Source organism: Rhizobium sp. K33 (genome assembly GCF_056501445.1).
Genome location: NZ_CP096478.1, coordinates 2,401,034 through 2,426,145, shown reverse-complemented (window position 1 = coordinate 2,426,145; position 25,112 = coordinate 2,401,034). Strand labels below are relative to the sequence as shown.

General features: G+C 62.1%; 29 protein-coding genes. 15 read left to right on the top strand and 14 right to left on the bottom strand.

All coding sequences use genetic code 11. The features are described from left to right. Nucleotides 1-38: 38 nt before the first annotated feature. Both M1E12_RS11995 and M1E12_RS11990 read left to right on the top strand, forming a co-directional pair. Nucleotides 39-350, top strand: coding sequence for a type II toxin-antitoxin system RelE/ParE family toxin (locus M1E12_RS11995; protein ID WP_246035068.1), 312 nt, complete (start codon nt 39-41; stop codon nt 348-350). Continuing rightward, nucleotides 347-628 (top strand): helix-turn-helix domain-containing protein, encoded by a 282-nt coding sequence (locus M1E12_RS11990; protein WP_479561946.1) that lies wholly within the window; start codon nt 347-349, stop codon nt 626-628. Before M1E12_RS11995 ends, M1E12_RS11990 begins: the two co-directional genes overlap by 4 nt. On the opposite strand, the gene M1E12_RS11985 is transcribed toward M1E12_RS11990, so the two are convergent. Further along, entirely contained in the window at nt 606-1,502 is an 897-nt protein-coding gene (locus M1E12_RS11985; protein ID WP_479561945.1) for a LysR substrate-binding domain-containing protein, read from the bottom strand. The two genes, M1E12_RS11990 and M1E12_RS11985, sit on opposite strands and share 23 nt — an antisense overlap. Nucleotides 1,503-1,614: 112 nt before the next feature. Here M1E12_RS11985 and M1E12_RS11980 point away from each other — a divergent pair, with 112 nt between their 5' ends. The 3 genes from M1E12_RS11980 to alc all read left to right on the top strand — a co-directional run bounded on the left by M1E12_RS11980 (nt 1,615) and on the right by alc (nt 4,129). Beyond that, on the top strand, nt 1,615-2,472 hold the full coding sequence (locus M1E12_RS11980; protein ID WP_479561944.1) for an urea carboxylase-associated family protein: 858 nt from the start codon (nt 1,615-1,617) through the stop codon (nt 2,470-2,472). 135 nt (nt 2,473-2,607) lie between these two features. Then, complete coding sequence (uraD, locus tag M1E12_RS11975) at nt 2,608-3,105, top strand: 2-oxo-4-hydroxy-4-carboxy-5-ureidoimidazoline decarboxylase (RefSeq protein ID WP_479561943.1); 498 nt, start codon at nt 2,608-2,610, stop codon at nt 3,103-3,105. A gap of 1 nt (nt 3,106) precedes the next feature. Then, the gene (gene alc, locus M1E12_RS11970; RefSeq protein WP_479561942.1) at nt 3,107-4,129 is read left to right on the top strand and encodes an allantoicase; all 1,023 of its coding nucleotides are present in this window, start codon (nt 3,107-3,109) and stop codon (nt 4,127-4,129) included. Between the two features lie 100 nt (nt 4,130-4,229). Here the strand turns inward: alc and M1E12_RS11965 are convergent, their stop codons facing one another. After that, complete coding sequence (locus M1E12_RS11965) at nt 4,230-4,409, bottom strand: DUF2735 domain-containing protein (protein ID WP_113459711.1); 180 nt, start codon at nt 4,407-4,409, stop codon at nt 4,230-4,232. A 393-nt stretch (nt 4,410-4,802) separates the two neighbouring features. On the opposite strand from M1E12_RS11965, the gene M1E12_RS11960 reads away from it, so the two are divergent. The 6 genes from M1E12_RS11960 to M1E12_RS11935 all read left to right on the top strand — a co-directional run bounded on the left by M1E12_RS11960 (nt 4,803) and on the right by M1E12_RS11935 (nt 8,238). Further along, on the top strand, nt 4,803-5,843 hold the full coding sequence (locus M1E12_RS11960; protein WP_113459710.1) for a glutamine synthetase beta-grasp domain-containing protein: 1,041 nt from the start codon (nt 4,803-4,805) through the stop codon (nt 5,841-5,843). Nucleotides 5,844-5,977: 134 nt separating this feature from the next. Further along, nucleotides 5,978-6,271, top strand: a complete 294-nt coding sequence (locus M1E12_RS11955; protein ID WP_136541315.1) for a nucleotidyltransferase family protein — start codon at nt 5,978-5,980, stop codon at nt 6,269-6,271. Next, on the top strand, nt 6,268-6,633 hold the full coding sequence (locus M1E12_RS11950; protein WP_479561941.1) for a HepT-like ribonuclease domain-containing protein: 366 nt from the start codon (nt 6,268-6,270) through the stop codon (nt 6,631-6,633). The genes M1E12_RS11955 and M1E12_RS11950 overlap by 4 nt, the downstream gene beginning before the upstream one ends. A gap of 5 nt (nt 6,634-6,638) precedes the next feature. Continuing rightward, entirely contained in the window at nt 6,639-7,139 is a 501-nt protein-coding gene (locus M1E12_RS11945; RefSeq protein ID WP_479561940.1) for an ureidoglycolate lyase, read from the top strand. After that, nucleotides 7,136-7,492 carry a hydroxyisourate hydrolase gene (gene uraH, locus M1E12_RS11940; RefSeq protein ID WP_479561939.1) on the top strand — a complete coding sequence of 119 codons (357 nt, stop codon included), beginning with the start codon at nt 7,136-7,138 and terminating at the stop codon, nt 7,490-7,492. The genes M1E12_RS11945 and uraH overlap by 4 nt, the downstream gene beginning before the upstream one ends. Then, nucleotides 7,492-8,238 (top strand): metallophosphoesterase family protein, encoded by a 747-nt coding sequence (locus M1E12_RS11935; RefSeq protein WP_479561938.1) that lies wholly within the window; start codon nt 7,492-7,494, stop codon nt 8,236-8,238. The genes uraH and M1E12_RS11935 overlap by 1 nt, the downstream gene beginning before the upstream one ends. A gap of 6 nt (nt 8,239-8,244) precedes the next feature. On the opposite strand, the gene M1E12_RS11930 is transcribed toward M1E12_RS11935, so the two are convergent. The 7 genes from M1E12_RS11930 to M1E12_RS11900 all read right to left on the bottom strand — a co-directional run bounded on the left by M1E12_RS11930 (nt 8,245) and on the right by M1E12_RS11900 (nt 15,483). Further along, nucleotides 8,245-9,582, bottom strand: coding sequence for a TIGR02594 family protein (locus M1E12_RS11930; protein ID WP_479561937.1), 1,338 nt, complete (start codon nt 9,580-9,582; stop codon nt 8,245-8,247). 129 nt (nt 9,583-9,711) lie between these two features. Further along, entirely contained in the window at nt 9,712-10,857 is a 1,146-nt protein-coding gene (locus M1E12_RS11925; protein ID WP_479561936.1) for an alpha-hydroxy acid oxidase, read from the bottom strand. A 105-nt stretch (nt 10,858-10,962) separates the two neighbouring features. Continuing rightward, nucleotides 10,963-11,397: a potassium channel family protein gene (locus tag M1E12_RS11920; RefSeq protein WP_479561935.1), complete on the bottom strand. Its 435-nt coding sequence runs from the start codon at nt 11,395-11,397 to the stop codon at nt 10,963-10,965. Nucleotides 11,398-11,425: 28 nt separating this feature from the next. After that, on the bottom strand, nt 11,426-11,845 hold the full coding sequence (locus tag M1E12_RS11915) for a hypothetical protein (protein ID WP_479561934.1): 420 nt from the start codon (nt 11,843-11,845) through the stop codon (nt 11,426-11,428). Between the two features lie 7 nt (nt 11,846-11,852). After that, on the bottom strand, nt 11,853-13,169 hold the full coding sequence (gene guaD, locus M1E12_RS11910) for a guanine deaminase (protein ID WP_479561933.1): 1,317 nt from the start codon (nt 13,167-13,169) through the stop codon (nt 11,853-11,855). Then, on the bottom strand, nt 13,169-14,401 hold the full coding sequence (gene puuD, locus M1E12_RS11905; RefSeq protein WP_479561932.1) for a urate hydroxylase PuuD: 1,233 nt from the start codon (nt 14,399-14,401) through the stop codon (nt 13,169-13,171). The genes guaD and puuD overlap by 1 nt, the downstream gene beginning before the upstream one ends. A gap of 164 nt (nt 14,402-14,565) precedes the next feature. Beyond that, nucleotides 14,566-15,483, bottom strand: a complete 918-nt coding sequence (locus M1E12_RS11900) for a LysR substrate-binding domain-containing protein (protein ID WP_479561931.1) — start codon at nt 15,481-15,483, stop codon at nt 14,566-14,568. Between the two features lie 111 nt (nt 15,484-15,594). Here M1E12_RS11900 and M1E12_RS11895 point away from each other — a divergent pair, with 111 nt between their 5' ends. Next, on the top strand, nt 15,595-15,825 hold the full coding sequence (locus M1E12_RS11895; protein ID WP_479561930.1) for a hypothetical protein: 231 nt from the start codon (nt 15,595-15,597) through the stop codon (nt 15,823-15,825). Nucleotides 15,826-15,897: 72 nt separating this feature from the next. On the opposite strand, the gene xdhC is transcribed toward M1E12_RS11895, so the two are convergent. Continuing rightward, nucleotides 15,898-16,698, bottom strand: coding sequence for a xanthine dehydrogenase accessory protein XdhC (xdhC, locus tag M1E12_RS11890; RefSeq protein WP_479564874.1), 801 nt, complete (start codon nt 16,696-16,698; stop codon nt 15,898-15,900). A 168-nt stretch (nt 16,699-16,866) separates the two neighbouring features. Between xdhC and M1E12_RS11885 the strand changes: the two genes are divergently transcribed. Beyond that, a complete protein-coding gene (locus M1E12_RS11885; protein ID WP_479561929.1) occupies nt 16,867-17,751 on the top strand; it encodes a hypothetical protein in 885 nt (294 codons plus the stop codon). Nucleotides 17,752-17,755: 4 nt separating this feature from the next. Here the strand turns inward: M1E12_RS11885 and xdhB are convergent, their stop codons facing one another. From xdhB to M1E12_RS11870, 3 genes are all read right to left on the bottom strand, one after another. Beyond that, the gene (xdhB, locus tag M1E12_RS11880; protein ID WP_479561928.1) at nt 17,756-20,092 is read right to left on the bottom strand and encodes a xanthine dehydrogenase molybdopterin binding subunit; all 2,337 of its coding nucleotides are present in this window, start codon (nt 20,090-20,092) and stop codon (nt 17,756-17,758) included. Between the two features lie 342 nt (nt 20,093-20,434). Then, nucleotides 20,435-21,907: a xanthine dehydrogenase small subunit gene (gene xdhA, locus M1E12_RS11875; protein WP_479561927.1), complete on the bottom strand. Its 1,473-nt coding sequence runs from the start codon at nt 21,905-21,907 to the stop codon at nt 20,435-20,437. 92 nt (nt 21,908-21,999) lie between these two features. Next, a complete protein-coding gene (locus tag M1E12_RS11870) occupies nt 22,000-22,773 on the bottom strand; it encodes a 3-hydroxybutyrate dehydrogenase (RefSeq protein ID WP_479561926.1) in 774 nt (257 codons plus the stop codon). A 229-nt stretch (nt 22,774-23,002) separates the two neighbouring features. Here M1E12_RS11870 and M1E12_RS11865 point away from each other — a divergent pair, with 229 nt between their 5' ends. Beyond that, entirely contained in the window at nt 23,003-24,049 is a 1,047-nt protein-coding gene (locus M1E12_RS11865; protein WP_479561925.1) for an LLM class flavin-dependent oxidoreductase, read from the top strand. Between the two features lie 40 nt (nt 24,050-24,089). Next, the gene (gene map / locus M1E12_RS11860) at nt 24,090-24,842 is read left to right on the top strand and encodes a type I methionyl aminopeptidase (protein WP_479561924.1); all 753 of its coding nucleotides are present in this window, start codon (nt 24,090-24,092) and stop codon (nt 24,840-24,842) included. Between the two features lie 26 nt (nt 24,843-24,868). Here the strand turns inward: map and M1E12_RS11855 are convergent, their stop codons facing one another. After that, the gene (locus M1E12_RS11855) at nt 24,869-25,105 is read right to left on the bottom strand and encodes a hypothetical protein (RefSeq protein ID WP_113458673.1); all 237 of its coding nucleotides are present in this window, start codon (nt 25,103-25,105) and stop codon (nt 24,869-24,871) included. Between the last annotated feature and the right edge of the window lie 7 nt (nt 25,106-25,112).

Here is a 25,112-nt window from a genome sequence, read left to right as displayed (position 1 = left end):
TATAGCGCGCATGCTATATAGCGTGCATGTTATGGCACGTGGAAACCCACCGTGAAGCAGATGCCGAGATCCTGGCTTTGCCGCCAGGACTTCAGGCACGCGTTGTTCGGTTGCTGGAAGCTGTCGAGCGTCTGGGGCTGGAACAGCTCCGCGAACCCCACGTCAAGCATCTCGAAGGGAAGCTCTGGGAGCTGAGGGCGAAATCCGCTGAGGGTATTGCTCGCGGTATTTATGTGACCATGACAGGCAGAAGAGTGGTTGTCTTGCACGTCTTTCAGAAGAAGACGCAGAAGACACCGCAGCGCGCGCTCGAACTTGCGAGAGCGAGATTGCAGGAGATACAAAGATGACGAAGCTTGCTGATCTGAAAAAGACGCTCATGCAGAACGAAGAATTTCGGGCTGAGTATGAGAAGGCTGATGCCGAATTCCAGATCGTCGAGGCCTTGGTTCGCGCTCGGACAGAGGGCAATATCTCTCAGGCCGAGCTCGCCAAACGTATGGGCACAACGCAGTCGGCTATCGCGCGGCTTGAGGGCGGCGGTGTGTCCCCATCTTTGACGACTCTACGACGCTACGCGGCGGCCGTCGGCCTCAAGCTCGAGATCAATTTGGTCCCGGCAGAGTGATGTTTACAGGCGATACCTCCGCCTCCTCCAACAACCAGTCCCGCAAGGTCGCGGCGGGGTCTGACAGATCCGGACCTGACAGCAGCCAGTAGGCCTTGTCCTGGTCGGCGGCTTCGTCGAACAGGACTGTCAGCGTGCCCGCTGCCAGGTGGTCTGATATCAGGGCTGTCGGGCAGAGGCCGATGCCGAGGCCCGAGAGCACCGAGCTGACCAGCAGGTTGAAATCGGCATAGAGTGGACCTGACGGGGTCGGGCCATTGATGCCCTGTGCGGCGAGCCAGGTTTGCCAAGCGGCTTCCGTCGCATCATGCAGCAGATGCTGTGTCAGAAGGTCGGCTGGCTTGGTGATCGGTCCATATTTTTCCAGATAGGACGGCGAACAGGTCGGGCGGGTGGCCGCATCCAGGATACGCTCCGCCCGCGCCGGCGGTCGCGTGCCGTGGCGTATCAGCAGGTCGGTGCCGGCCTCATCCGGCGTCAATGCGCCAAGCGGATAGACGACCGAGACCTGGATCTCGGGATGTGCGGCGCGAAAGCGGGGCAGGCGGGGGCCGAGCCAGTGGTTCACCACGGAGGGTTTGCAGGCGAGGCTGACGCGCAACCCGCCGCGGCGGGCCATCAAACGCTCGGCCGCGCGGGCGATATGGCCGAGACCTTCGGAACAGGCGGCGCCGAGTTCGCGTCCGTCGGTGGTCAGCCGCACGCCGCGCGGACGACGTTCGAAAAGAGCGAGACCCAGCCAGTCTTCCAATGCTTTCACATGCTGACTGACGGCCGCTGCCGTCATGCCGAGCTCGGTTGCGGCCTGGAGAAAGCTCTCGCGTCGGGCAGCGGCCTCGAAGGCCCGAAGGGTTGCTGGTGGTGGGAGTCTCATCACCGCATGACTAAGCCAGACTTGTCCATGGGGCAAGAAGAGAGACAGTTGTCAGCCGAGGGGGAGGTGGGGCAGTTTTGGCTCACGTCTCATCCCGATCCCGGAGCCTCCCATGTCGTCCTTCAACGCCAACGTCCCCGTTCCTGCCGATGCGGCTGCCCGCCGTGCGGTCAAGCCTGTCGTCTGCTATCCGGTGGAGTCGTTGAAAGCGCCCGACATGGGCATCCTGGAGCGCGCGCGGGCGACGATGAACAAGATCGGCGAGGTGATCGTGCCGCCGCGCGAGGGCAACACATTCGAGGTGCCGAAGGGGCATTTCTTTCGCATCGTCAGCGTCGAGGGGCCGCAGGTCGGCGACCTGAACCTCTGGAATGCCAACGACCTGTCCGAACGCTTCTTTTCCGGCAAGACGCGGGCACTGCATGCGACCCATGTGACGACCGGCAACCGCCTCTGGAGCAATCTGCCGTCGCTGCGCCCCATGGCGACGATCAGCCATGACACGCTCGGCTGGTACGGCTTCGACGAATTCGGCGGCGGGGTGCATGACGTGATCGGTACGCGCTGCGATCCTTATACGAACCGGCTGCTCTCCGGCGGCGACTACCACCACTGCTGCCATTCGAACCTTTGCCGGGCACTTTCACAGCACAAGGGCATCAACATCAAGGCCGCCGAGCCGCATGTGCATGATGTCCTGAATGTCTTCATGTGCACCGGCTTCACCCGTGACACGCAGCAGTATTTCATGAAGGCAAGCCCGGTGCGTCCCGGCGATTTCCTCGAGATGTTCGCCGAGATCGACCTGCTCGGCGCGCTCTCAGCCTGCCCGGGTGGCGATTGCAGCACCAGCCATTCGAGCGATGTGGCCAGATGCTATCCGCTGAAGGTGGAGATCTACCGGCCCGAAATGAGCCTGCTTGCAGACTGGCCGTTTCCGGAGCGGAACGGTTATCATCTGCAGGTGTGATCCTGTCGCGAGGGGGAACTCGACAAGCGTCTGAGCCTCGGCTAATCCTTCCGTCGACTGCTTCGCGTCGATCAGCGAAGCGCTTCCCTTCGCCGCGCCTTTTCAGCCGCGGCCTCATGACAGATGGATCAGGGCATGAACAGAGCGGACTTCGTTCAGCGTTTCGGTGGCGTGTTCGAGCATTCGCCGTTCATTGCCGAGCGTGCCTTCGATGCCGGCATGATCGAGGAGCCGCTGAATGCGCTCGACGTGCATGATGCGATGGCGATGATTTTCCGGACTTCGAGCCCGGATGAACGTCTCGGCGTGCTGCGCGCCCATCCGGATCTCGCGGGCAAGCTCGCAATCGCTGGCGAACTGACGGAAGACAGCAAACGCGAACAGGCGGGTGCCGGGCTGGACCGGCTTTCCGCTGCGGAACATGCCCGCTTCACCGAACTCAACACCGGCTATGTCGAAAAGTTCGGCTTCCCCTTCATCATCGCGGTGAAGGGACTGACCAAGGACGACATTCTCGCCGCCTTCGAGACGCGCATCGCCAACGCCAGAGACCAGGAATTCGACACCGCCTGCCAGCAGGTGGAAAAAATTGCCCGGCTTCGTCTCGAAGCCCTGCTGCCGGAGACACACTGACATGCTTGAGACCTCGACCGTCGCCCTGCCGGAGTTTGCTGCCGGTGCCGTCAATCTGGCCTCGGCCCGCCTGGGTGCCGTCGGCATCTCCTCGACGGACGAGTTCTTTGCGCCGCTGTCGCGTATGCTCAATGACGATCCGGCTGCCTTCGATCCGGATCTCTATGACGATAACGGCAAGTACATGGATGGCTGGGAAAGCCGTCGCAAGCGCGTGCCGGGTCACGACCACGCCATCATCCGTCTGGCCATGCCGGGCCGCATCTTCGGCTTCGATGTCGATACCCGCTTCTTCACCGGCAACTACCCGCCCCATTGCTCGATCGAGGCGGCTTTCGTCGAGAGCGGTGATCCGACCGACGCGACGGTCTGGACGGAGCTGGTGGTCAAGTCGCCGCTTGGGCCCTCCGCACAGCATTTCTTTGCCAATGCCGACAGTTCGAAGGTCTGGACGCATCTGCGCCTGCACATCTATCCCGACGGCGGCATTGCGCGTCTGCGCGTCTATGGCGCTGCCCATTTCGACTGGTCGAAGGTCGGGGCGACGGAAGAGATCGATCTCGCTTATATCTTCCATGGCGCCAAGGCGCTGGCCTGGTCGGATGCGCATTACGGCCACCCCGACAAGATCCTGTCTCCCGGCCGTGGCACCAATATGGGTGATGGCTGGGAAACCAAGCGCCGCCGCGGTCCCGGTCACGACTGGGCGATCATCCGGCTCGGGCATGCCGGCGTGATCAACAGAGTGCTGATCGACACGCATTTCTACAAGGGCAACTACCCCGATACCTGCGAGCTGCTCGGTGCCTATCTGCCCGACGCCGGCGACACGTTCAGCGAGGCCGAGATTGCGGCCTCCGAGCAGTGGCAGCCGATCCTGACGCGGCAGAAGATGCAGATGGATGCGGAGCATCTTTATCAAGGGGATCAGGTCCAGAAGATCGGGCCGGTCACGCATGTGCGCATTGGCGTTCATCCGGATGGTGGCGTGATGCGCCTGCGTCTCTTCGGCACCAAGGCCTGAAAAGCAGGGTGGAAACGAAAAGAGCGGGCTCAAGGCCCGCTCATCGCATGCTGAAAGCCGTCCGCAATGCGGGCGGCTTTTCCGTTTGCCGTGTTGGCGATTACTGCTTGCGGGCCTGTTCGGCTTCGCGGATTGCCTCTTCGTGATACCAGCTGGCCGAGCCGCTTTCATAGATCACGGGCTTGGGCGCCATACGCTCGCGCATGGCATTCAGCCTTGCGGCGTCACGCACCGGGAATTCGTAGATCTTCGCCGATTCCCGAACAATGTTCGTTGTCATGCTACTACCTCTCGTCTCACCGAGTTCTTCGATGTTTCATCCCTATCACATTCAAAACTGATATGCACACGAAAAGTGCAATTTGCCTATTTTGTGTGCAGTATTCACGCAGAAAAAGTGATGAATTTAAAATCATCACGGTGCTTCCGTGATCTGTCGTGTTCCAACAACACGCAGCCGGGCTCTGCGGTTCCTTGAATATGAGCGGTATCTGTTAAAGAAAGCCCATGCTTCGCGGGAATTTCGCAGCCTGGCTGCGACAAAATGGCCAGGATCCGAGGGCTCGGAGCAAACTGGCACGCTTCCTGCATTTTGAAATGCGACTCCCGGGCAAGCCGGAGAATCACCCCTCTGTTGCGCCGATGAGTGGCGCGAGACTGAAGAGAGAGCACCATGACCAAGTTTAAGCTCGAGTATATCTGGCTCGATGGCTACAAGCCGGTAGCGAACCTGCGTGGCAAGACGCAGATCAAGGAATTCGACAGCTTCCCGACCCTGGAACAGCTGCCGCTCTGGGGCTTCGACGGCTCCTCGACGATGCAGGCCGAAGGCCACTCGTCTGATTGCGTGCTGAAGCCGGTCGCCATCTATCCCGACCCGGCCCGCACCAACGGCGCTCTCGTCATGTGCGAAGTCATGATGCCCGATGGCGTCACCCCGCATCCGTCGAACAGCCGTGCGACGATCCTCGACGACGAGGGTGCATGGTTCGGCTTCGAGCAGGAATACTTCTTCTACGAAAACGGCCGTCCGCTCGGCTTCCCCGAGCAGGGCTACCCGGCTCCGCAGGGTCCGTACTACACGGGCGTCGGCTACAAGAATGTCGGCTCGATCGCGCGTGAAATCGTCGAAGAGCATCTCGACCTCTGCCTGGAAGCCGGCATCAACCACGAAGGCATCAATGCCGAAGTGGCCAAGGGCCAGTGGGAATTCCAGGTGTTCGGCAAGGGCTCCAAGAAGGCCGCCGACCAGATCTGGATCGCTCGCTACCTGCTGCTCCGCCTCTGCGAAAAGTACGGCATCGACGTCGAATTCCACTGCAAGCCGCTCGGCGACACCGACTGGAACGGCTCGGGCATGCACTGCAACTTCTCGACCACCTTCATGCGCGAAGTGGGCGGCAAGGAATATTTCGAAGCCCTCATGGCGGCCTTTGCCAAGAACTGGCAGGAGCACATCGACGTCTACGGTCCGGACAACCATCTGCGCCTGACCGGCAAGCACGAAACGGCTCCGTGGAACAAGTTCTCCTACGGCGTTGCCGACCGTGGCGCCTCGATCCGCGTTCCGCACTCCTTCGTCAACAACGGCTACAAGGGCTACCTGGAAGATCGCCGCCCGAACTCGCAGGGCGACCCCTATGCGATCGCTTCCATCGTCCTGAAGACGATCTCCGAAGTCCCGACGGCCGACTACGCCAAGTCTGCCGCCTGATTTCAGGTTGAGCGACAATGATTGCAGCGCCGGTGGAAACGCCGGCGCTGTTTTCGTTTCTGGCGTCTAGGCAACAGCCGGGCGTCTTTTGTTTGCGGCCGCTGTGACATATATTGTCGTCAAGGAGCCCGGTGATGCGACCGTCAGATATACTGGAACGAAAGAGAGCTTTGATCCGCGAGGTGACAGCACGTCACAACGCGACGAATCCTCGTGTCTTCGGTTCCGTTGCGCGCGGAGAAGACCGCTCAGACAGTGATCTCGATATTCTCGTCGATGCGCTTCCGGGTTCTTCCCTGATGACGCTTGGCGGGTTGCAGTCTGCCCTCGAAGATCTTGCAGAGGGAGTGCCGGTGCATCTGGTGACGACTAGCGAGATACCGCAGAAGCATCGGGGACGTATCCTGGCGGAAGCGCTGCCAATATGAAGCGTGAACATCGTATTCGCTCGCTTCTCGAACGGATCCGAAGTGCATCCTTGGATGCCCATGAGCTGTTGGGTGCGCTCGGTCTGCAAGAGTTCCGCACGAATCTTCTTGTTAAACGCGGCGTCGGGATGAGCCTTTTGATGGCAAGCGAGAGCGTTGTCCAACTCGAAGCGTTTTCGCCGGACTTCGTTGCAGAGCATCCTGAAATCGATTGGGTGACGATCCGTGGCATGCGTAACCGGATGGCGCACGGGTATTTCGACATAAATCTCGATTATGTGTACCAGACTGCGAAGCATGAAGCGCTTGATCTGGTTCGGATCGTCGACTCCCTAATCCACATTTATCCCGAGGGAGAATAACCCCTTTGCCCATCGACCTGACGATCCGTCCGCTGACGGCTGAAACATTTGCGCCTTTCGGCGAGGTGATCGAGGCCGATCCCTCGACCATGCGGCTGATCAATGGCGGCACGACGGAACGCTTTCATGCGCTGTTTTCACCCGAGGTGACGGGCGAGGGGGCGCGGGTGATCGTCAACATCTTCCGTGGCCAGCCGCGCGCCTTTCCCTATGAGATCAACATGATGGAGCGGCATCCTTTCGGTAGTCAGAGCTTTTCGCCGCTCTCCGGACGGCCGTTCCTGATTGCCGTATCACTTGATGAGGACGGAAAGCCCGGGGAGCCACAGGTGTTTCTTGCCAGCCCGCATCAAGGCGTGAACTATCGGCGCAACACCTGGCACCATCCCCTGATGGCGATCGGCGAGGTCAGCGATTTCCTGGTTGTCGATCGCGACGGACCCGGCAACAATCTCGAGGAATTCTTCTTCGAGACCCCCTTCATGATTCGGGAGCCCCAGATATGACCGGCCTCACCACCCATGTGCTCGACACAGCGCTCGGCAAACCCGCCCAGGGTCTGCGCATCCAGTTGATGCGGATGACGGGCGAGGAGGCAGAACTGATCAAGACGGTCTTCACCAATGACGACGGCCGTGTCGATGGCGGGCCGATGCTGATCGGCGACGATTTCCAGGTCGGGCAATACGAATTGCTTTTCCATGCCGGTGACTATCTGAAAGGCAAAGGCTCCGCGCTGACGGAGCCGCCATTCCTCGACGTGATCCCGATCCGCTTCGGCATCTCCGACACCACGGCGCATTACCATGTGCCGCTGCTTCTCTCGCCCTACGGCTATTCGACCTATCGGGGCAGCTGATGCGGTTTGCAGCGATCGCCGACATTCATGGCAATGCTGCTGCCCTCAAGGCGGTGCTCGCGGATATCGCGGCGCAGGGGATCGCGACCTCCGACATCGTCAATCTCGGTGACTGCCTGTCCGGGCCGCTCGAAGCCGGAAGAACCGCCGACATCCTCGTGCCGCTCGGGCTCCTGACCGTCCGCGGCAATCACGATCGCTATCTCATCGAACATGCGGCCGGCGACATGCATGAATGGGAAGCGGATGCGTTCGGCCAGCTCAGCCCTCAGCATCTCGACTGGCTGCGGACCTTGCCCTTCGATGCCGTCTTCCAGGACGTGGCCTATCTCTGCCATGCCCGGCCCCAGGATGACGGCACCTACTGGCTCGATCAGGTTACTCCTGAGAGGAATGTCGTCCTGCGCGACAGGCAGGAGATCGAGGCCTGGGCGGAGGGTATCGAACAGCCGCTGATCCTCTGCGGCCATACCCACCTGCCGCGGGCCGTCCGGCTTGCCGATGGACGCCTGATCGTCAATCCCGGCAGCGTCGGCTGCCCGGCCTATGACGATGATGCGCCGGTCTATCACAAGGTGGAGGCCGGCAGCCCGCTTGCGTCCTATGCGATCCTCGACGAGACGCCTTTCGGCTGGTCCGTCTCGTTTCGCCTCGTGCCTTATGATCACATGACGCAGTCGCAGCTTGCCGGGCGCAACCGTCGTCCCACGTGGGCGGCCGGGCTTGCCACCGGCCGCCTCGAGTGAACCAGATCACATCCGCCTGACGGCGAGAACGCGGCTCGGGTCGTAGGGCCGGATCGAGACCGCGTCGTCCTGGTTGCCGCCGAGCAGGAGCCAGTCGTCTCCGTCATAGCCGACGAAGAAGCCGACATGTCCCTTCCAGCTGTCGGGCGATTCCCGCCACAGCACGACGACGTCGCCACGTTGTGGGGCGCCACTGACAGGTCTGCCCCAGGTAATCCAGGAGCGTGCATTGGCGCGGCCCGACCCCTTTTGCCCGACTTCGGAGAAGCAGAAGTTGACGAAGTAGGAGCACCAGGCAACCTCGCCATCATCCGGCGTGGCGGCTCGGCCGTCCATGCGCTGGTAGTAGAGCGCGATCCGTGGATTGCTCGCGCCACCCGGCACCTCGCGAACCTGAAGCTCCAGTTCCCGATAGGCGATGTCGATCGCCTGCAATCCCGTGACGGGTAGATCGCGCGTGTCGCCGGCCAGCGCAACGAGATAATCCAGGGCGACATAACCGTCGGGTCGGCCATCGCCTTCGACATCCACCTGGATCCAGTTCCCGCTGCGCTGCAGCCCATAGAGCCGGGTTCCGGGTACGAGTGTGCGGATGACGGGATAATCGAGCGATGGTCCACCGCGCAGATTGAGGCTGCCGCGGGCATCGATTTCGTAGAGGCTGCGGGATGCGCCAGCGTCGAGCATGCGTGCCTGGGCGATGGCAGGCGCGTTGCCGAAGGTGAACTGGCCGAAATCCGGCCGGCCCGGCTGGGTGATGTTGCTGTCGCAGTCCAGTCCGTCGATCTTCAGGCCAACGGCATCCTGATAAAGGCTCCAGGCATCCGTCTTCAGATAGTCACGACTGCCCGACCAGCCCAAGGGGCGAGCGAGCCATACATGATCGACGAGGTTTGCCGACTGCAGAAATCGCGCCACCCGGCCGGAGCTGTAGACACCGATCTTGAACGCTTCCGAACGCAATGCTCCCGCCACGTGGTCGACATAGGCGGCGATGGTGTTGAGATCCTCGTTTGCCAGGAAGTCATGATCGACGGCGAGATAGATGGCGCTGTCTGCCGGCTGTCCCACATCCGCTGCGCAGCGTAAGGCAGCGTCGGCATCCTTGGCGGCCCAGTCCTTCGAGAAATCGCCGATCAGACGGTGGTTCTGCTGAAAGACCACCGCAATCGACATGCCGGCCTCGACGATGGCCTCGGCTTCAGCCTTGGTCAGTCGCTTGTCCGGGAAAGTCTGGCTGTTCTGACGGTTGTAGTAACGGATCACGCAGCGAACGCCTTGTGATGCCAGAGAGTGCGCCCGCGCCTTCACGCTGTAGGGCGTGTCTATGATGGTACGTGTCATGATGGTATCCCCCGCGAAGTCATTTCGCGGGAAAAGAGTATCTTCTGGTCATTACGCGTCTACCGAGCGATGAGGCGTGACTTGCGCATTACCGGTTGTTTCCGGTTGTGCGATCGCGCCCGGTCGGGCTCAGAACGGGTTTTCCGCGATGATCGACTTGTCGACATCCGCCAACTGGCGTTTGCCGCAGAGCGCCATGGTGATGTCCATCTCCTTGGCGATGATCTCGAGCGCCTTGGTCACGCCTGCCTGGCCCATGGCGCCGAGGCCATAAAGGAAGGGGCGCCCGATATAGGTGCCCTTGGCGCCCAGCGCGACGGCCTTCAGCACATCCTGGCCCGAGCGGATGCCGCCGTCGAGGTGGACTTCGATCCTGTCGCCGACCGCATCGACGATCCTCGGCAGCATGGAAATCGAGGAATGGGCCCCGTCCAGCTGGCGTCCGCCATGGTTGGAGACGATGATGGCATCAGCGCCGGTTTCGGCGGCCATCTTTGCGTCCTCGACGTCGAGAATGCCCTTGATGATCAGCTTGCCACCCCATTGCTTCTTGATCCATTCGACATCGGCCCAGGAGAGTTTTGGGTCAAACTGCTCGGCTGTCCAGGAATGCAGCGAGGAGAGGTCGGTCACGTTCTTCGCGTGGCCATGGATGTTACGGAAGGTGCGGCGGTTGGTTTGCAGCATGTTCCAGCACCAGCGTGGACGGATCGCCATCTGGTAGAGGTGCTTCGGCGTCAGCTTCGGCGGAGCGGCGAGGCTGTTGCGGATATCCTTGTGACGCTGGCCAAGCAGCTGCAAATCGGCGGTGAGGACAAGCGCCGAGCATCCGGCGGCACGGGCGCGCTCGATCAGGTTCACGACAAAATCGCGGTCGCGCATCACGTAGAGCTGGAACCAGAAAGGCCGCTTGGTGACGGACGCCACATCCTCGATCGAGCAGATGCTCATGGTCGAGAGCGTGAAGGGCACGCCGAACTCTTCCGCCGCCTTCGCCGCCAGCATCTCACCATCGGCATGCTGCATGCCGGTCAGCCCGGTCGGCGACAGCGCCACCGGCATCTTCACCTTTTCGCCGATCATCGTCGTTTCCAGCGTGCGACCGCTCATGTCGACCAGCACACGCTGACGCAGCTTGATCTTGGCGAAATCGCTCTCGTTCGCCCGGTAGGTGCTCTCGGTATAGGAGCCGCTGTCGGCATAATCGAAGAAGAGTTTCGGCACGCGTTTGCGGGCAAGCTTCTTCAGATCGGAAATTTCAAGGATCGGCCCCATGTCTCTCTCTCCGCCAATATCGTGCAACCGGCATATCATGCCACGGAGCCGACTGTGAACAGGGGAGAGGTGGTAGAGGTAAGATAATTTTACCTCTTGTCCATTTCAGAAGTGCTCGCCGGATCGGAATGGCCCGACGCGAATGCCCGCCGCGACCAGATAAGCGGTGGACCAGCCGATCAGCAGAAAGCCGTTCACGCCCTGCAGCGCCGCCAGCATGCGCCATTCCGGATGCGGGATGACGTCGCCATAGCCGACGGTGGAAAAGGTGATGGTGGCGAAGTAGAGGGCGGTTTCGAAGTCATCGAGAAAGCCGATCAGCCAGTAGCAGCTCGCCCAGAGCCAGACTTCGGCCGTCAGCACCGCGAAAACCCCGATGACGACGGTGTTCATGGCGAGCATCCGACTGCGATGACCGTGCAGGCGGATGCGGTCGGTCACGATGCTCATCACATGGGTCACGCCCATCAGGCCGAAGGTGTGGATGACGACCGTGAGAGAGATCATCAGGGTGCCCAGGGCGAGGTTGGTGATCAGCACGACGCATCCTCCTCCGGATGACTGTGGTTCAGCGCAGGTCCTTGCGGATCATGAATTTCAGGCCCGACCAGATCTCGGTGGCGGCGCAGACTTTGACGTCGACGAGGCCGGTCGGCAGGAGGATGGTGCGCAGCGCATCCTCGGTGATTGTGGTCGGGACTTTCGACGCCTTCTTCGGCCAGGAGATCCACAGCATGCCCGTCGGCTTCAGCATGGCTTTCAGGCGAAGCGCATGGTCTTCGAGACGCGTGCGCGAGGTCTCGAAAACATGGGCGTAGTCGAGGTTTGCGCCCTGTGCGCCCTCAAGGGTCGGTGCCTGTGATACATGAGGCAGATCAGCAGTCAGATGGTGAAGGTCCGGCGGCAGTGCGATGAAGAGAGCGGCAAATTCCGGCTTCAAACCGAGTTTCTTCGGAAGAGGGGTGCCGGAATAGCCGCTTTCGCTCATGACCGTCTTATGCCCCCGCTCCCGGCTTCGAGGCCTTGCCTGCCACATAGGTCTCAACGACCGACCGATCGTCGCCCAGTGTTTGCAGCAGGAAAAGCTCTTCGGACAGAGACGTCACGGTCTCCATGCGCAGTCGCATGGCCGGGGTCGCCGCCGCGTTGAGAACGACGATATCGGCGTCCGTGCCTTCGTCCAGCGTGCCGATCTTGTCGGCAAGGTCGAGCGCCACGGCATTGCCGAGCGTCATGTGGTAGAAGCTCTCTAGCGGGTTCAGACGTTCGCCGAGCAGTTGCTGGATCTTGTAGGCCTCGTCCATGGTCTTGAACATGGAATAGCTGGAACCGCCACCGATATCGGTCGCGACCGCGACCGTCACGGGCTTCTCGCGCCGCTTGATTGACTTCAGCGGAAAGAGACCGGAGCCGAGGAAGAGGTTGGAGGTCGGGCAGTGGACCGCGACCGCGCCGCTTTCGGCCATGGCATCCGCCTCGCGCTCCGACAGATGAATGGCATGGCCAAAGAGCGCCTTTTTCCGCAGAAGGCCGTAGCGGGCGTAGATGTCGGTGTAGTCGGTGGCGTCAGGATAGAGTTCGCAGGTGTAGCGGATTTCGTCGTGGTTTTCCGACAGATGCGTCTGGATGTGCAGGTCGGGAAATTCCTCCGCCAGCGTCTGCGTCATCGCCATTTGCTCGGGCGTCGAGGTGATGGCAAAGCGGGGGGTGATGGCGACATGGTTGCGGCCCTTGCCATGCCATTGTTCGATCACCGCGCGCGTCTCGTCATAACCGAGCTGCGGCGTGTCGAGCAGACCCTGCGGCGCATTGCGATCCATCATCACCTTGCCGCCGATCATCAGCGTGCCGCGACGCAGGCTTTCCGCAAAGAAGGCATCGGCGGACGCCTTGTGCACGGAGCAATAGGCGACCGCTGTCGTCGTGCCCTGGCGCAGGAATTCGTCGAAGAATTGCGTGGAGATGCGCTCGGCATGGGCGCTTTCGACAAAGCGGCATTCCTCGGGGAAGGTGTAGGTGTTGAGCCACTCCAGGAGGTTGGCGGCATAGGAGGCGATCACCTGCATCTGGGGAAAATGCACGTGGCAATCGATTAGGCCGGGCAGGATCAGATGCGGACGGTGGTCGATCTCGGTCGCGTCTGCGCCCGCTTTGGGTTTCACATCGGCATAGACGCCGACGGCTGCAATCTTGCCGTCCCGCACCAGCAGCGCGCCGTCTTCCTCGTAGAGATAGCTCTCGCGGTCGCCGGCGTGCCCGGGGGCGCGACGGAAGGAAAGGAGGCGGCCGCGGATCAGGGTCTCAATTGTCATCATTTGCCTTCGACCGTCGTCTCGTACCAGGCGACGAGCAACTGGCGCTCTTCGGGCGAGAGATCGGTGATGTTTCCGGGCGGCATGGCATGGCTGCGGCCGGCCTGGAGATAGATTTCACGGGCATGGGCGGCGATCTCGCCGTCCGTCTCAAGCTTCACGTTCTTTGGTGCCCCCGCGATGCCTTCCCAGACGGGCTCGGCGGCGTGGCACATCGAACAGCGGCCCTGTACGACATCACGCACGGCTTCGAAATGGCCGTTTGCAACAAAGGTCTGTTCACGGGTCGAAAGGCTCACCTGTTCTTCCTCGCCGGTCAGCACCTTGGGCACTGTCGACAGCCACATGATGACGATAAAGATCAGCACCGTCACCAGCCAGGTCCAGGTCGGCTTGCCCTTGCGGGCATGCGTCGTGTTGAACCAGTGACGGATGGTGACGCCCATCAGGAAGACGAGGGCTGCGATAATCCAGTTGAACTCTGTCGCGAAGGCCAGCGGATAGTGGTTCGACAGCATGAAGAAGATGACGGGCAGCGTGAGGTAATTGTTGTGCAGCGAGCGCTGCTTGGCGATCACGCCGTATTTGGGATCGGGGGTCCGCCCGGCAATCAGGTCGGCAACGACGATCTTCTGGTTGGGAATGATGATGAAGAAGACGTTGGCCGACATGATGGTGGCGGTGAAGGCGCCCAGATGCAGGAAGGCGGCGCGGCCGGTGAACACTTGCGTATAGCCCCAGGCCATGGCGATCAGCACCAGGTATAGGAAGACCATCAGGCCCCAGGTGTTCTTGCCGAGCGGCGACTTGCAGAGGAGATCGTAGAGGATCCAGCCGACGGCAAGCGATGCGAGCGACAGGCCGATTGCCTGCCATGGCTCGATGTCGAGCACCGTGCGATCGATCAGGAAGAGATCGGCGCCGCCATAATAGACCACGCAGAGCAGCGCGAAGCCCGAGAGCCAGGTGGCGTAGCTTTCCCATTTGAACCAGGTCAGATGTTCCGGCATGGAGGCGGGGGCCACCAGATATTTCTGGATATGGTAGAAGCCGCCGCCATGCACCTGCCATTCCTCGCCATAGGCGCCGACCGGCAGGCCGGGGCGCTTCACGAGGCCGAGATCCAGCGCGATGAAGTAGAAGGACGAGCCGATCCAGGCGATGGCCGTGATCACATGCAGCCAGCGGACGGCGAAGGACAGCCATTCCCAGGCGATCGCGTATTCATACATCTGATAAGTCTTTCATGTTCCCCTGTTGGATCGACATTGCGAAAAATTCCGCGGGAAGGAAAGCGGAAAGGACGCACTGCAGCAAAAGCTGCACGGGAAGTTTTTGGTGTTTGGCCTCGACACGGATTTGGACGGCGCGCTCTCCAGCGCCCGGCCGACGCGCCTCAGCTCTTTGCGCCTGCCGGCATCGCCTCGAAGCTCGGAAGGGTGCTGCGCAGGAATTCGCGGAAAGCCCGGATCTTGCCGGCATTGCGGCGAGCTTCGGGATACACCAGCCAATAATGCGATCCGTCCTCGCAGGTGAGGTCGAACGGCTGGATCAGGGCGCCCGAGGCGATCTCCTCCGGATAGAATTCGGGCCGCAGGATGGCGATGCCATGGCCTGCAACAGCGGCGGCCGCTTCAAAGGACTGAGCGCCGAGCCGGGTGCGCTGGTGGGTGTCGAGTTCGACATCCGGATAGCCGGCCGCCGTGAACCAGATGCGCCACCAGGGATCGGACGGGTCGATGATGCGCAGCTTCAAAAGGTCGAGCGGTTCGCGAACGCCGCCGATGCTGTCGGCGAGCTTCGGGCTCAGCATCGGCGTGAAATGGTTGTGCATGACGAAGTGCGCGCGCAGCCCCGGCCACAAGCCCTTGCCGCTGCGGATGGCGAGATCGGCCTCCGTCCGGCTGAAATCGATCACCTCCTGCGAGGTCTCGAGCCGCACGGCGATGCCCGGGTTATTCAGCTGGAAAAGGCCGAGGTGGCGGGCCAGCCATTGCGAGGCGAAGGTGGCGGTGGCGTGGATGATCAGCGTGCCGTCAGCCGTGTTGCGCAGATCGGCCAGCGCCTCGCGCAGCAGTTCGAAACCTTCGGTGACCTTCGGCAAAAGGCGCTCTCCGGCTTCGGTGAGCGAAATGCGTCGCAGCCTGCGCAGGAAAAGCGCCTCACCGACATGCGCTTCCAAAAGCTTGATCTGATAGCTCACCGCCGTCTGGCTCATGCCCAGTTCTTCGCCGGCGCGGGTGAAACTCTCAAGTCGCGCAACGGCTTCGAAGACGCGCAAGGCGTTGAGGGGAAGCTGTTTCGACAGTTTCATGGATAAGGCCTCTTTATGCACGGGCAGCGTAATTGAATTGGATTGCCGCCGCAACTGCAGGCACAAAAGGAGCATCAGAAACCCAAAGATTGAACCCGCGTGGAGGCAGACATGGTGTCCGCGATCCGTAGAATTTTGCCATTCGACAGGCTGGTGTCGATCCTGTGGTCCGGAGTGACCCGGTCGCCTCGTCGCCAGCAGCTGCCCCATATCGATGACATTCCCGAGGATCTCCTGAAGGATATCGGCATCGAGAAACGGACGTCATCATCCGATCCGCGCAGCGATCTCTGGCGGTATCGCCGTGGTGTGACGGACTATCTCCGTCCCGGTCCCTTTTGAAAAAAAAGAGTTTGGGATCAGTCGTTTGTCGACATGTTCTGGCAATGTGATTCCGGCGCTTGAGAGACTGATTCAGCTCCGGGAGCCGAGCAGCACGCCGAGCAATTCCGCCGCGACCATGGCCGCGATCACCGCCGGGCGCTTGTCCTTCACCGCATTGCCGCCGATCGGCAGCGTGAGACGTTCCACCGCCGAGCGCTGGGCGCCCTCGCGATCGAGGAAGGAGGCGAAGGTGGCACGCTTCGTCTTCGAGCCGATCATGCCGACATAGGCGAGGTCAGTTCGGTGAAGCGCCTCCTTCCCGATCAGGAAATCCAATGCATGGTCGTGGGTCAGGATGACGACGGCGCCGCCGGGCCTGACCTTCGCCACCTCGGCCTCCGGCATCGCGACGCGGCGGAAGGTGATGCCGGCGGGCACGTCGCCGTCGATCTCCGTGCGCGTGTCGATCAGGCTGACCTTCAAGGGAAGGGGTGCCAACGCCTGGGCGAGCGCCAGGCCGACATGGCCGGCGCCGAAGACCGTGACGTCGGGGAATGCCGCGCGTTCGCTTGCCAGGCGTTGCGTGAGCTCGGCAAGAAGGGTCTGATCGACGACGCGGAACGACAGGATCGTGCGACCACCGCAGCACTGGCCGATCTCGGGGCCGAGCGGCACGTCGAGCGTCTCCGGCACCGTTTCGCCGGCCAGCTGCTTGCGGGCGTGTTCGATCGCCATGAATTCCAGATGGCCGCCACCGACCGTGCCCCAGATCGCTTCAGCCGCCACCAGCATCAATGTGCCGGCCTCGCGCGGGGTCGATCCCCTGGTCTCGGTGACTTCGACGAGAACGGCGTTGGGGTGGGTTTTGAGGAAGGCGGGGAGGGTGGTCAGGCTCATGATGCGGCAATCCTAGCATTCTCAAGGGGGAACTGGACAGCGCGGCTTTCAGTTTATCCGACAAAGGTTTCACAGCGCCTGTAACATGCCCGACGTGTTATGGTTTCGCCTTGAAGACACAGGGGGGTGTTATGGTTTCGCCTTGAAGACACAGGGGGTCACATGAACAGAACGCAGGGCCTGATCATCTGGTTGCTCGTCGCCTGCTTTGCCGTGGCGCTGTTCCTCGTCAATCCGCTCGCCGATATTGCCGCCCGCTTCAGCCGTGACGTGATGGTCGGCAGCGGCGCGCTCTATGGAACGCTGCGGGTGGCCAATTCGGTGATGAGTGTCGCCCGCGACGCCGATATCTCCGGCGGCGTCGGTGTTGCCTCGGTGACCGCAAGCCCCGGACAATTGCTGCAGCCGGTTATCAATACCATCGAGCGGCTCGTCGATCTCCTCTTCGGCCTCGCCATCGTCTCCGGCATTCTGTCGCTCGTGCTGGTGCCCGTTGCCAAGGTCGCTTCGGTCGCACTCGGCGCCTGCGCGCTGTTCTCAGCCGGACTGATCCTGACCGCACGTCAGGTGCCGCCCTTGCTGTCTCGCCTGACGAAGGCGGTCTTCGTTCTTGGTCTGCTCGGTGCCGTTCTGCTGCCCGCCTCGTACACGATTGCCTTTTATGCCGGTGACGCGATCACCGACCGCGCCTGGACCAATGCAACGGAAGTGTTCGACCGCATGCGCGGGCAGCAGGATCTGGCCGGTGCCGACGTGGACGTGGTGCCACATGCGGAAACCCTGTCTCCCACTGATCGGATCCCGCCGGCGGACGATGGCATGTTCGATCGCCTCGGCTCCGCATTTACCGGCACCCTACAAGCAGCCTCTGACATGGCGGAAACCGCAGCCGCGAATGCGCAGGTGATCCAGGATGGCGTGGCAATCTCGACCGATCTCTTCACCGCCTCGATCGGGATCGCGGCGGCCTATCTCGTCAAGCTGCTGGTCCTGCCGGTGCTGATCCTCGCAGCCTTCCTCTATCTGCTGCGGGCCGCGACGCGCTGATCCATCACGACCGCTTCAGCCGCTCCACCGCCATCAGCACCCGCTCCGGCGTTGCCGGTGCATCGAGCCGCGGGCAGATCCGGTAACCCGCCACCGATGCCACCGCCATGGACAGCGCCTCCAGAACCGAGATCGCCAGCATGAAGGGCGGCTCGCCGACGGCCTTGGAGCGGCCGATGGTGGGCTCGGTGTTTTCAGACCAAGGCACGAGCTTCGTGTTGAAGATCTTCGGGCGGTCGGAAGCGAGCGGGATCTTGTAGGTGGAAGGCGCGTGGGTGCGAAGCCTGCCCTTGCCGTCCCACCAGAGTTCTTCCGTCGTCAGCCAGCCCATGCCCTGGACGAAGCCGCCCTCGATCTGGCCGATGTCGATGATCGGGTTCAGAGACTTGCCGACATCGTGCAGTATATCGGTGCGCTCCATCAGATATTCGCCCGTCAGCGTGTCGATCGAGACTTCCGAGCAGGCCGCACCATAGGCGTAGTAGTAGAAGGGCGTGCCCCGGCCCGCAGCGCGATCCCAGTGGATCTTCGGCGTCTTGTAGAAGCCGGCAGCCGAGAGCTGGACGCGGCCGAAATAGGCCTGTTTGACGAAGTCGCCGAAGGAGAAGATCTGCTCCCCGACGCGCACCCGGTTCGGCAGGAATTCGACCTCGGAGGCCGGGACAGCGTATTTTTCACAGGCAAAAGCGATCAGCCGCTCCTTGATCTGTCGTGCGGCATCCCATGCCGCCATGCCATTCAGATCCGAGCCGGAGGAGGCGGCGGTGGCCGAGGTGTTGGGTACTTTGGCCGTGGTCGTCGCGGTGATCTTCACCGTGTCGACATCGACCTGGAAACAGTCGGCAACGACCTGGGCAACCTTGGTGTAAAGGCCCTGGCCCATCTCCGTGCCGCCATGGTTCAAATGGATCGAGCCGTCCTGATAGATATGGACGAGCGCGCCCGCCTGGTTGAAGGCGGTCATGGTGAAGGAGATGCCGAATTTCACCGGGGTGAGGGCGATACCCCTCTTGATCACGGGGCTCGTCTTGTTGAAGTCGATGATCGCCTGACGGCGCGCCTGATAGTCGCAGGAGGTTTCGAGCTCCTCGACGACCTTCAGGATGATGTTGTCTTCCACCTGCTGGTGGTAGGGGGTCACGTCGCGACCGGAGCCTTTCTGGCCATAGAAGTTGGCTTTCCGGATCTCCAGCGGATCCTTGCCCAGCGCATAGGCGATCTCCTCGATCACTCGCTCGCCGCCCAGCATGCCCTGCGGTCCGCCAAAGCCGCGATAGGCGGTGTTGGAGACGGTGTGGGTCTTCAAAGGCTGCGAGGTAAGCTTCACATGCGGATAGAAATAGCTCGAATCGGCATGGAAGAGGGCGCGGTCGGTAACCGGGCCGGAAAGATCCGAGGAATAACCGCAGCGGGCGGCGAAGTTGGCCTCGATGGCGTGGATCTTTCCGTCGTCATCAAAGGCGACATCGAAATCCATCTTGAAGTCGTGGCGCTTGCCGGTGACGCCCATGTCCTCGTCGCGGTCGGGGCGGAATTTGACGGCGCGCTTCAGCTTCTTGGCGGCCAGCGCCGCAAGGGCTGCGAACTGGTTGCCCTGGGTTTCCTTGCCGCCGAAGCCGCCACCCATGCGGCGCGTGTTCACGGTCACGGCATTGGAGGGGATGTCGAGCACATGGCCGACGATGTGCTGGATCTCGGAAGGGTGCTGGGTCGAGGACCAAACCGTGACATCGTCGTCCTCGCCGGGAATGGCGAGCGCGATATGGCTTTCGAGATAGAAATGCTCCTGGCCGCCGATGCGCATCGAGCTTTTGATGCGATGCTGTGCCTTGTCGAGCTCGGTTTCCGGCGTGCCGCGCTTCAGTGTCATGCCGGGCGTGACGAGCGGGCTGCCATTCTCCAGCGCGCCGTCGATATCGGTCCAGAAGGGCAGGTCGCGGTATTCGACCTTGGCAAGCCGCGCCGCCTTGCGGGCCGCGTCGCGGGTCTCGGCGATGACGGCGAAGATGGTCTGGCCGTGAAACTCGACCTTGTCGGTCGCAATCAGCGGCTCGTCGTGGCGGCCGCCGGAGGAGACATCGTTGACGCCGGTGATGTCGTCGGCCTTCAGGACGTCGATCACGCCGGGATAGGCCTTCACCGCCGAAAGATCGATCGACAGGATCTCCGCATGGGCGCGATCCGCCATGCCGAGCGCGCCGTGCAACAGGCCGGCGGGTTCGGGAATATCGTCGATATATTCGGCACTTCCGGCGACATGCTTGTGCGCTGAATCATGCCGCAGCGACTGGTGCATCGGCCCCTTGATGTATTTCGTCGTCTCGTAGGTCGCCTTATCCATCAAGGCCTCCGTCTCTAAATGTAGCGCGCGAGGTACCCCCCTCTGTCCTGCCGGACATCTCCCCCACACGGAGGGAGAGCGGTGTGGGGAAGCGGCGCGGCCTCACCCTCCCCTTGAGGGGGAGGGTCGGAGCGTAGCTCCGGGGTGGGGTGATAGACGATACATCTGCCCCGGTCCGTTGCATTGAACTCGCGGCCCGGATCACCCCCACCCGCCGCTTCGCGGCGACCTCCCCCCTCAAGGGGTAGGTGGGCAGTCGGCCAGCGGCCACTCTCCCCCCTTGTGGGGGAGATGTCGGCGCAGTCGACAGAGGGGGGCAACCCCAATGCAAAACGCTCCCCATCACGCCTCCTCTACCGCAAACCGCTGCAGTTCTTGCGGCGTGCCCGACACCTCCAGGAAGAACCGTGTCAGCAGGTTCTTTGCTGTCAGCTGGCGGTATTCCGCCGTGGCGCGCCAGTCGGTGAGCGGCTTGTAATCGAGATCGAAGGCGTCGCGGGCCGCTTCCACCGTGGCTTGCGTCAAGGGCTTGCCGTAGAGCGCTGCCTCCACGGATCGGGCGCGTTTGGGCGTGGCCGCCATGCCACCGAAGGCGATGCGGATATGGGTGACGATGCCAGCCGCATCCTTCTCCAGATGGAAGGCGCCGCAGAGCGCGGAGATGTCCTCGTCGCGGCGCTTGGAGATCTTGTAGATCGCCAGGTGGCTCTCCGCCTTCGGGCGGGGGACGAAAAGGCTTTCGACGAATTCGCCCGGCTGGCGGTCCTGCTTGCCGTAATCGATGAAGAAGTCCTCGAGCGGCAGGGTGCGGGTGCCGGAAGCCGAGCGCAGGGTGACGGTCGCACCCAGGGCGATGAGGGCCGGCGGGCTGTCGCCGATCGGCGAGCCGTTGGCGACATTGCCGCCGATCGTGCCCATGTTGCGCACCTGCTGGCCGCCGATGCGCTCGATCAGGCGGCCGAAGGCGGGGATTTCGCGGCGGAGTGCGGCGAAGGCGCTGCTGTAGCTGACGCCGGCGCCGAGCGTGATGCCGTCAGGCATAACGGTGATCTTCTGCAGGTCTTCAAGGTGGTTGATGAAGACCACCGGATCCAGCACGCGCATCTGCTTGGTCACCCAGAGGCCGACATCGGTCGCACCGGCAACTACGGTTGCCTTGGGGTGGGCCGCGAGCGTGTTCGCAAGGGCTTCGACACTGCCGGGCACCACGAGGCTGCGGCCATCGGCGCCCTTCAGCAGGATCGTGTCGCGGGTGGAGAGGTCCTCCAGCCGCGCGACGATTTCAGCACGCTCGCGCTCCAGCGGGTCGAAAAGGGCAGAGGGGCGGATGCGGGCCACCTGTTCGGCCGCCTTAACGATCGGCTCGTATCCCGTGCAGCGACAGAGATTGCCCTGCAGCGCCCGTTCGATCTCGGCACGGCCAGGGTTTTCCGAGGTCAGCCACAGACCGTAAAGTGACATGACGAAGCCCGGGGTACAGAAGCCGCATTGCGAGCCGTGACAGTCGACCATGGCCTGCTGGACCGGATGCAGCGTGCCGTCTTTTGCGGCTAGATGCTCGACGGTCACGACATGGGTGGCATGCAACGAGCCGACGAAGCGGATGCAGGCATTGACCGTTTCATAGACCAGACGTCCCGAGACGAGGCGCCCGACCAGCACCGTGCAGGCGCCGCAGTCGCCTTCCGCGCAGCCCTCCTTGGAGCCCGTCAGCCGGCGCTTCAGGCGCAGGAAGTCGAGCAGCGTCTCGGTCGGGTCGAGGCTTGCAAGGGCGATATCCTCGCCGTTCAGAATGAAACGAATGCTGTCTGCCATGAACTGGTCTTGTCCCCTCGATGTCCGGCTGCCGGACGCGGCTGCGTCGCCCGATTTGTCGATGGTGGGCGGCGCAGCGTCATCTTTCAAGTTTATTGTGCTGTCCAGCCGCCATCAATGGAGATCGACGTGCCGGTGATCTGGCGGGCTGCGTCGCTCGCGAGGAAGATCGCGGTCTGGGCGACTTCGTCGATCGAGACGAATTCCTTGGTCGCCTGCAGGCGCAGCATGACCTCGGTCTTCACCTGTTCTTCCGAAATGCCCCGGGCCTTGGCCGTGTCCGGGATCTGCTTCTCGACCAGCGGTGTCAGCACATAACCCGGGCAGATCGCATTGATCGTGATGCCGAATTCGGCAACTTCGAGGGCGACAGACTTCGTAAGGCCGAGGATGCCGTGCTTGGCCGTCACATAGGCCGACTTGAAGGGCGAGGCGACGAGGCCATGGGCCGAGGCGATGTTGATGATGCGGCCCATCTTCTTCGCCTTCATGCCGGGCACAACGGCGCGAATCGTGTGAAAGGCGCTCGACATGTTGATCGCGATGATCATGTCCCATTTGTCGATCGGGAAATCCTCGACGGGTGAAACATGCTGGATGCCGGCATTGTTGACGAGCACGTCGACGCCGCCGAATTCACGCTCGGCCTTGGCGATCAAGTCGGCGATCTCCGCCGGCTTCGTCATGTCGGCGGCGTGGTAGAGCGCCTTGCCGCCCTTGTCCTCGAGCGACTTGCGGATGGCTTCGATCTCGGCTTTGTCGCCAAAGCCATTGATCACGACATTGGCGCCTTCGGCCGCAAAGGCGCGGGCGATACCCAGACCGATGCCGCTGGTAGAACCGGTGACGACGACTGTTTTCTTCATCTGATTGTTCCTTCTCGACGGATGCCGATGGATGACGGGTGTCTTGTTGCACCCGCGAAGGCAAAGGTTAGTCCTAAAGGAAGTTCGCGTGCAACGGCGTTTTGCCGCAGCACCCGTGCTCCGCTCTCGCCCCGGTTTCAACGAGACACAGTGTTCGCTCTCCGGGCCTTTTGTCTGCAGCCACAAATCTCTATGTCTTGAGCCAATACACGCGATCAGGAGTCATGTCATGGAACTCGGGCTTTATACCTTTGCCGATGTCGATCCCAATGCCGCCAACAAGGGGGCCGATGCGAAGCGGCGGGTCGACGAGTTGCTGGCCGAGATCAAGCTCGCCGACGAGGTGGGGCTCGATGTCTTCGGCCTCGGCGAACATCACCGCCCTGACTACATGGCGTCCTCGCCCGCGACGATCCTGGCGGCCGCTGCCGTGCAGACCAAGAACATCCGGCTGACGAGTGCTGTGTCGGTCCTCTCCTCGGATGATCCGGTGCGCGTTTTCCAGCAATATGCCACCGTCGATCTGCTCTCCAACGGCCGCACCGAGATGATGGTCGGTCGCGGCTCCTTCATCGAGAGTTTTCCGCTCTTCGGCTATGACCTCGAAGACTATGACCTGCTGTTTGCCGAGAAGCTGCAGTTGCTCATGGAGATCCGCGAAAACGAAGTGATCACCTGGGAAGGGCAGACCCGCAAGCCGATCCAGGGCAGGGGCGTCTATCCCCGTCCGCTGCAGGATCTTCTGCCGCTCTGGATCGCGATCGGCGGTACCCCGCAGTCGGCGGCGCGTGCCGGTTATCTCGGCCTGCCGCTGGCGCTCGCCATCATCGGCGGCGAGCCGCATCGGTTTGCGCCCTTCTTCGATCTCTATCGCCAGAGCGCGGCGAAGGCTGGCGTCGATCCGAAGACGCTGAAGACCTCTATCAACGTCCACGGCTTTATCCACGACACGACGGCATCAGCGGCCGATATCTTCTACGAGCCGCAGGCGCAGGTGATGAACCGCATCGGTCGTGAGCGTGGCTGGGGTCCGGCCAACCGCGCCCAGTTCGATGCCTCGCGCGGTCCTCGCGGCGCGCTGTTCGTCGGCGATCCGGAAGCCGTGGCCGAGAAGATCGTCGCCATGCACGGCATCTTCAAGAATGACCGCTTCCTGATGCAGATGGCGATCGGCCCGATGCCGCACAAGGAACTGATGCGCGGGATCGAACTCTTCGGAACAAAAGTCGCGCCGCTGGTTCGGAAGGCGTTGACGGAGAAGGCATCCGCCGCCTAAGGCAGCGGTCACCCCCACCGAAGAGCAGTGAAGGACCCACATGATCGTCGAAACCGAAGAGGACCTCACGCGTCTTAAAGACATCGGGCGGATCTGCGCGACGGCGGTCAAGACCATGGCGGCAGCACTCGAGCCGGGGATCACCACGCGCGAACTCGACCAGATCGGGCGCAAGGTGCTTGAGGAGAACGGCGCACAGTCGGCGCCGGAACTCTGTTACAAGTTTCCGGGCGCCACCTGCATCTCGGTCAATGAAGAGATCGCCCATGGCATTCCCGGTGACCGGGTGATCAAGGCGAGCGATCTCGTCAATATCGATGTGTCAGCGGAGAAGCTCGGCTATTTCGGCGACACCGGGCAATCCTTCATCGTGCCGCCGGGCACGACCAAGCTCGAACGGCTTCTGCGGGATGGCAAGCGGGCGCTTTGGGTGGGCCTCAACCAGGTGAAGACCGGCCGGCCGCTCGCCGATATCGGCAATTCGATCGGGGCGTTTGCGAAGAAGAACCGCTATACGCTGATCACCAATCTCGCGAGCCACGGCGTCGGCCGCTCGCTGCACGAAGAGCCGACCGAGCTTTCCACTTGGCCCGATCCGGACGAGACCCGGGTCATGGAGGAGGGGTTGGTGTTCACCATCGAACCCTTCCTGTCGCTGGGCGGCCAATGGGCCGAAGACGGCGAAAATGACGACTGGACGCTTTACAGCGAGCCGCGGGCACCGACGGTGCAGTTCGAACACACGATCGTGGTGACCCGGAACGGGCCGCTGGTGCTGACGCTCGCCGACTAGGCGAGCGCTCTGACATCACTGCTATCTTACTCCGACTTCGAGAAAGCGACGGCAACGCCCTTCTTCTTGAAATAGGACTGCATGATCTTGCGGCCCTGGCGGTTCGACTGGGCGAGCTTGGACGGCTCGAACACGGCTTCCTTCACACCCTCACGCGCCATCGCCGCCTTCAGCGCCGCGATGTGTGCGTCGATCTCTTCATTGTCGTTGTTGATCGAGGTGTAGATGTTGTCGATGGCCTGCTGCAGGCTGAGGTCGCTCATGGGGCAC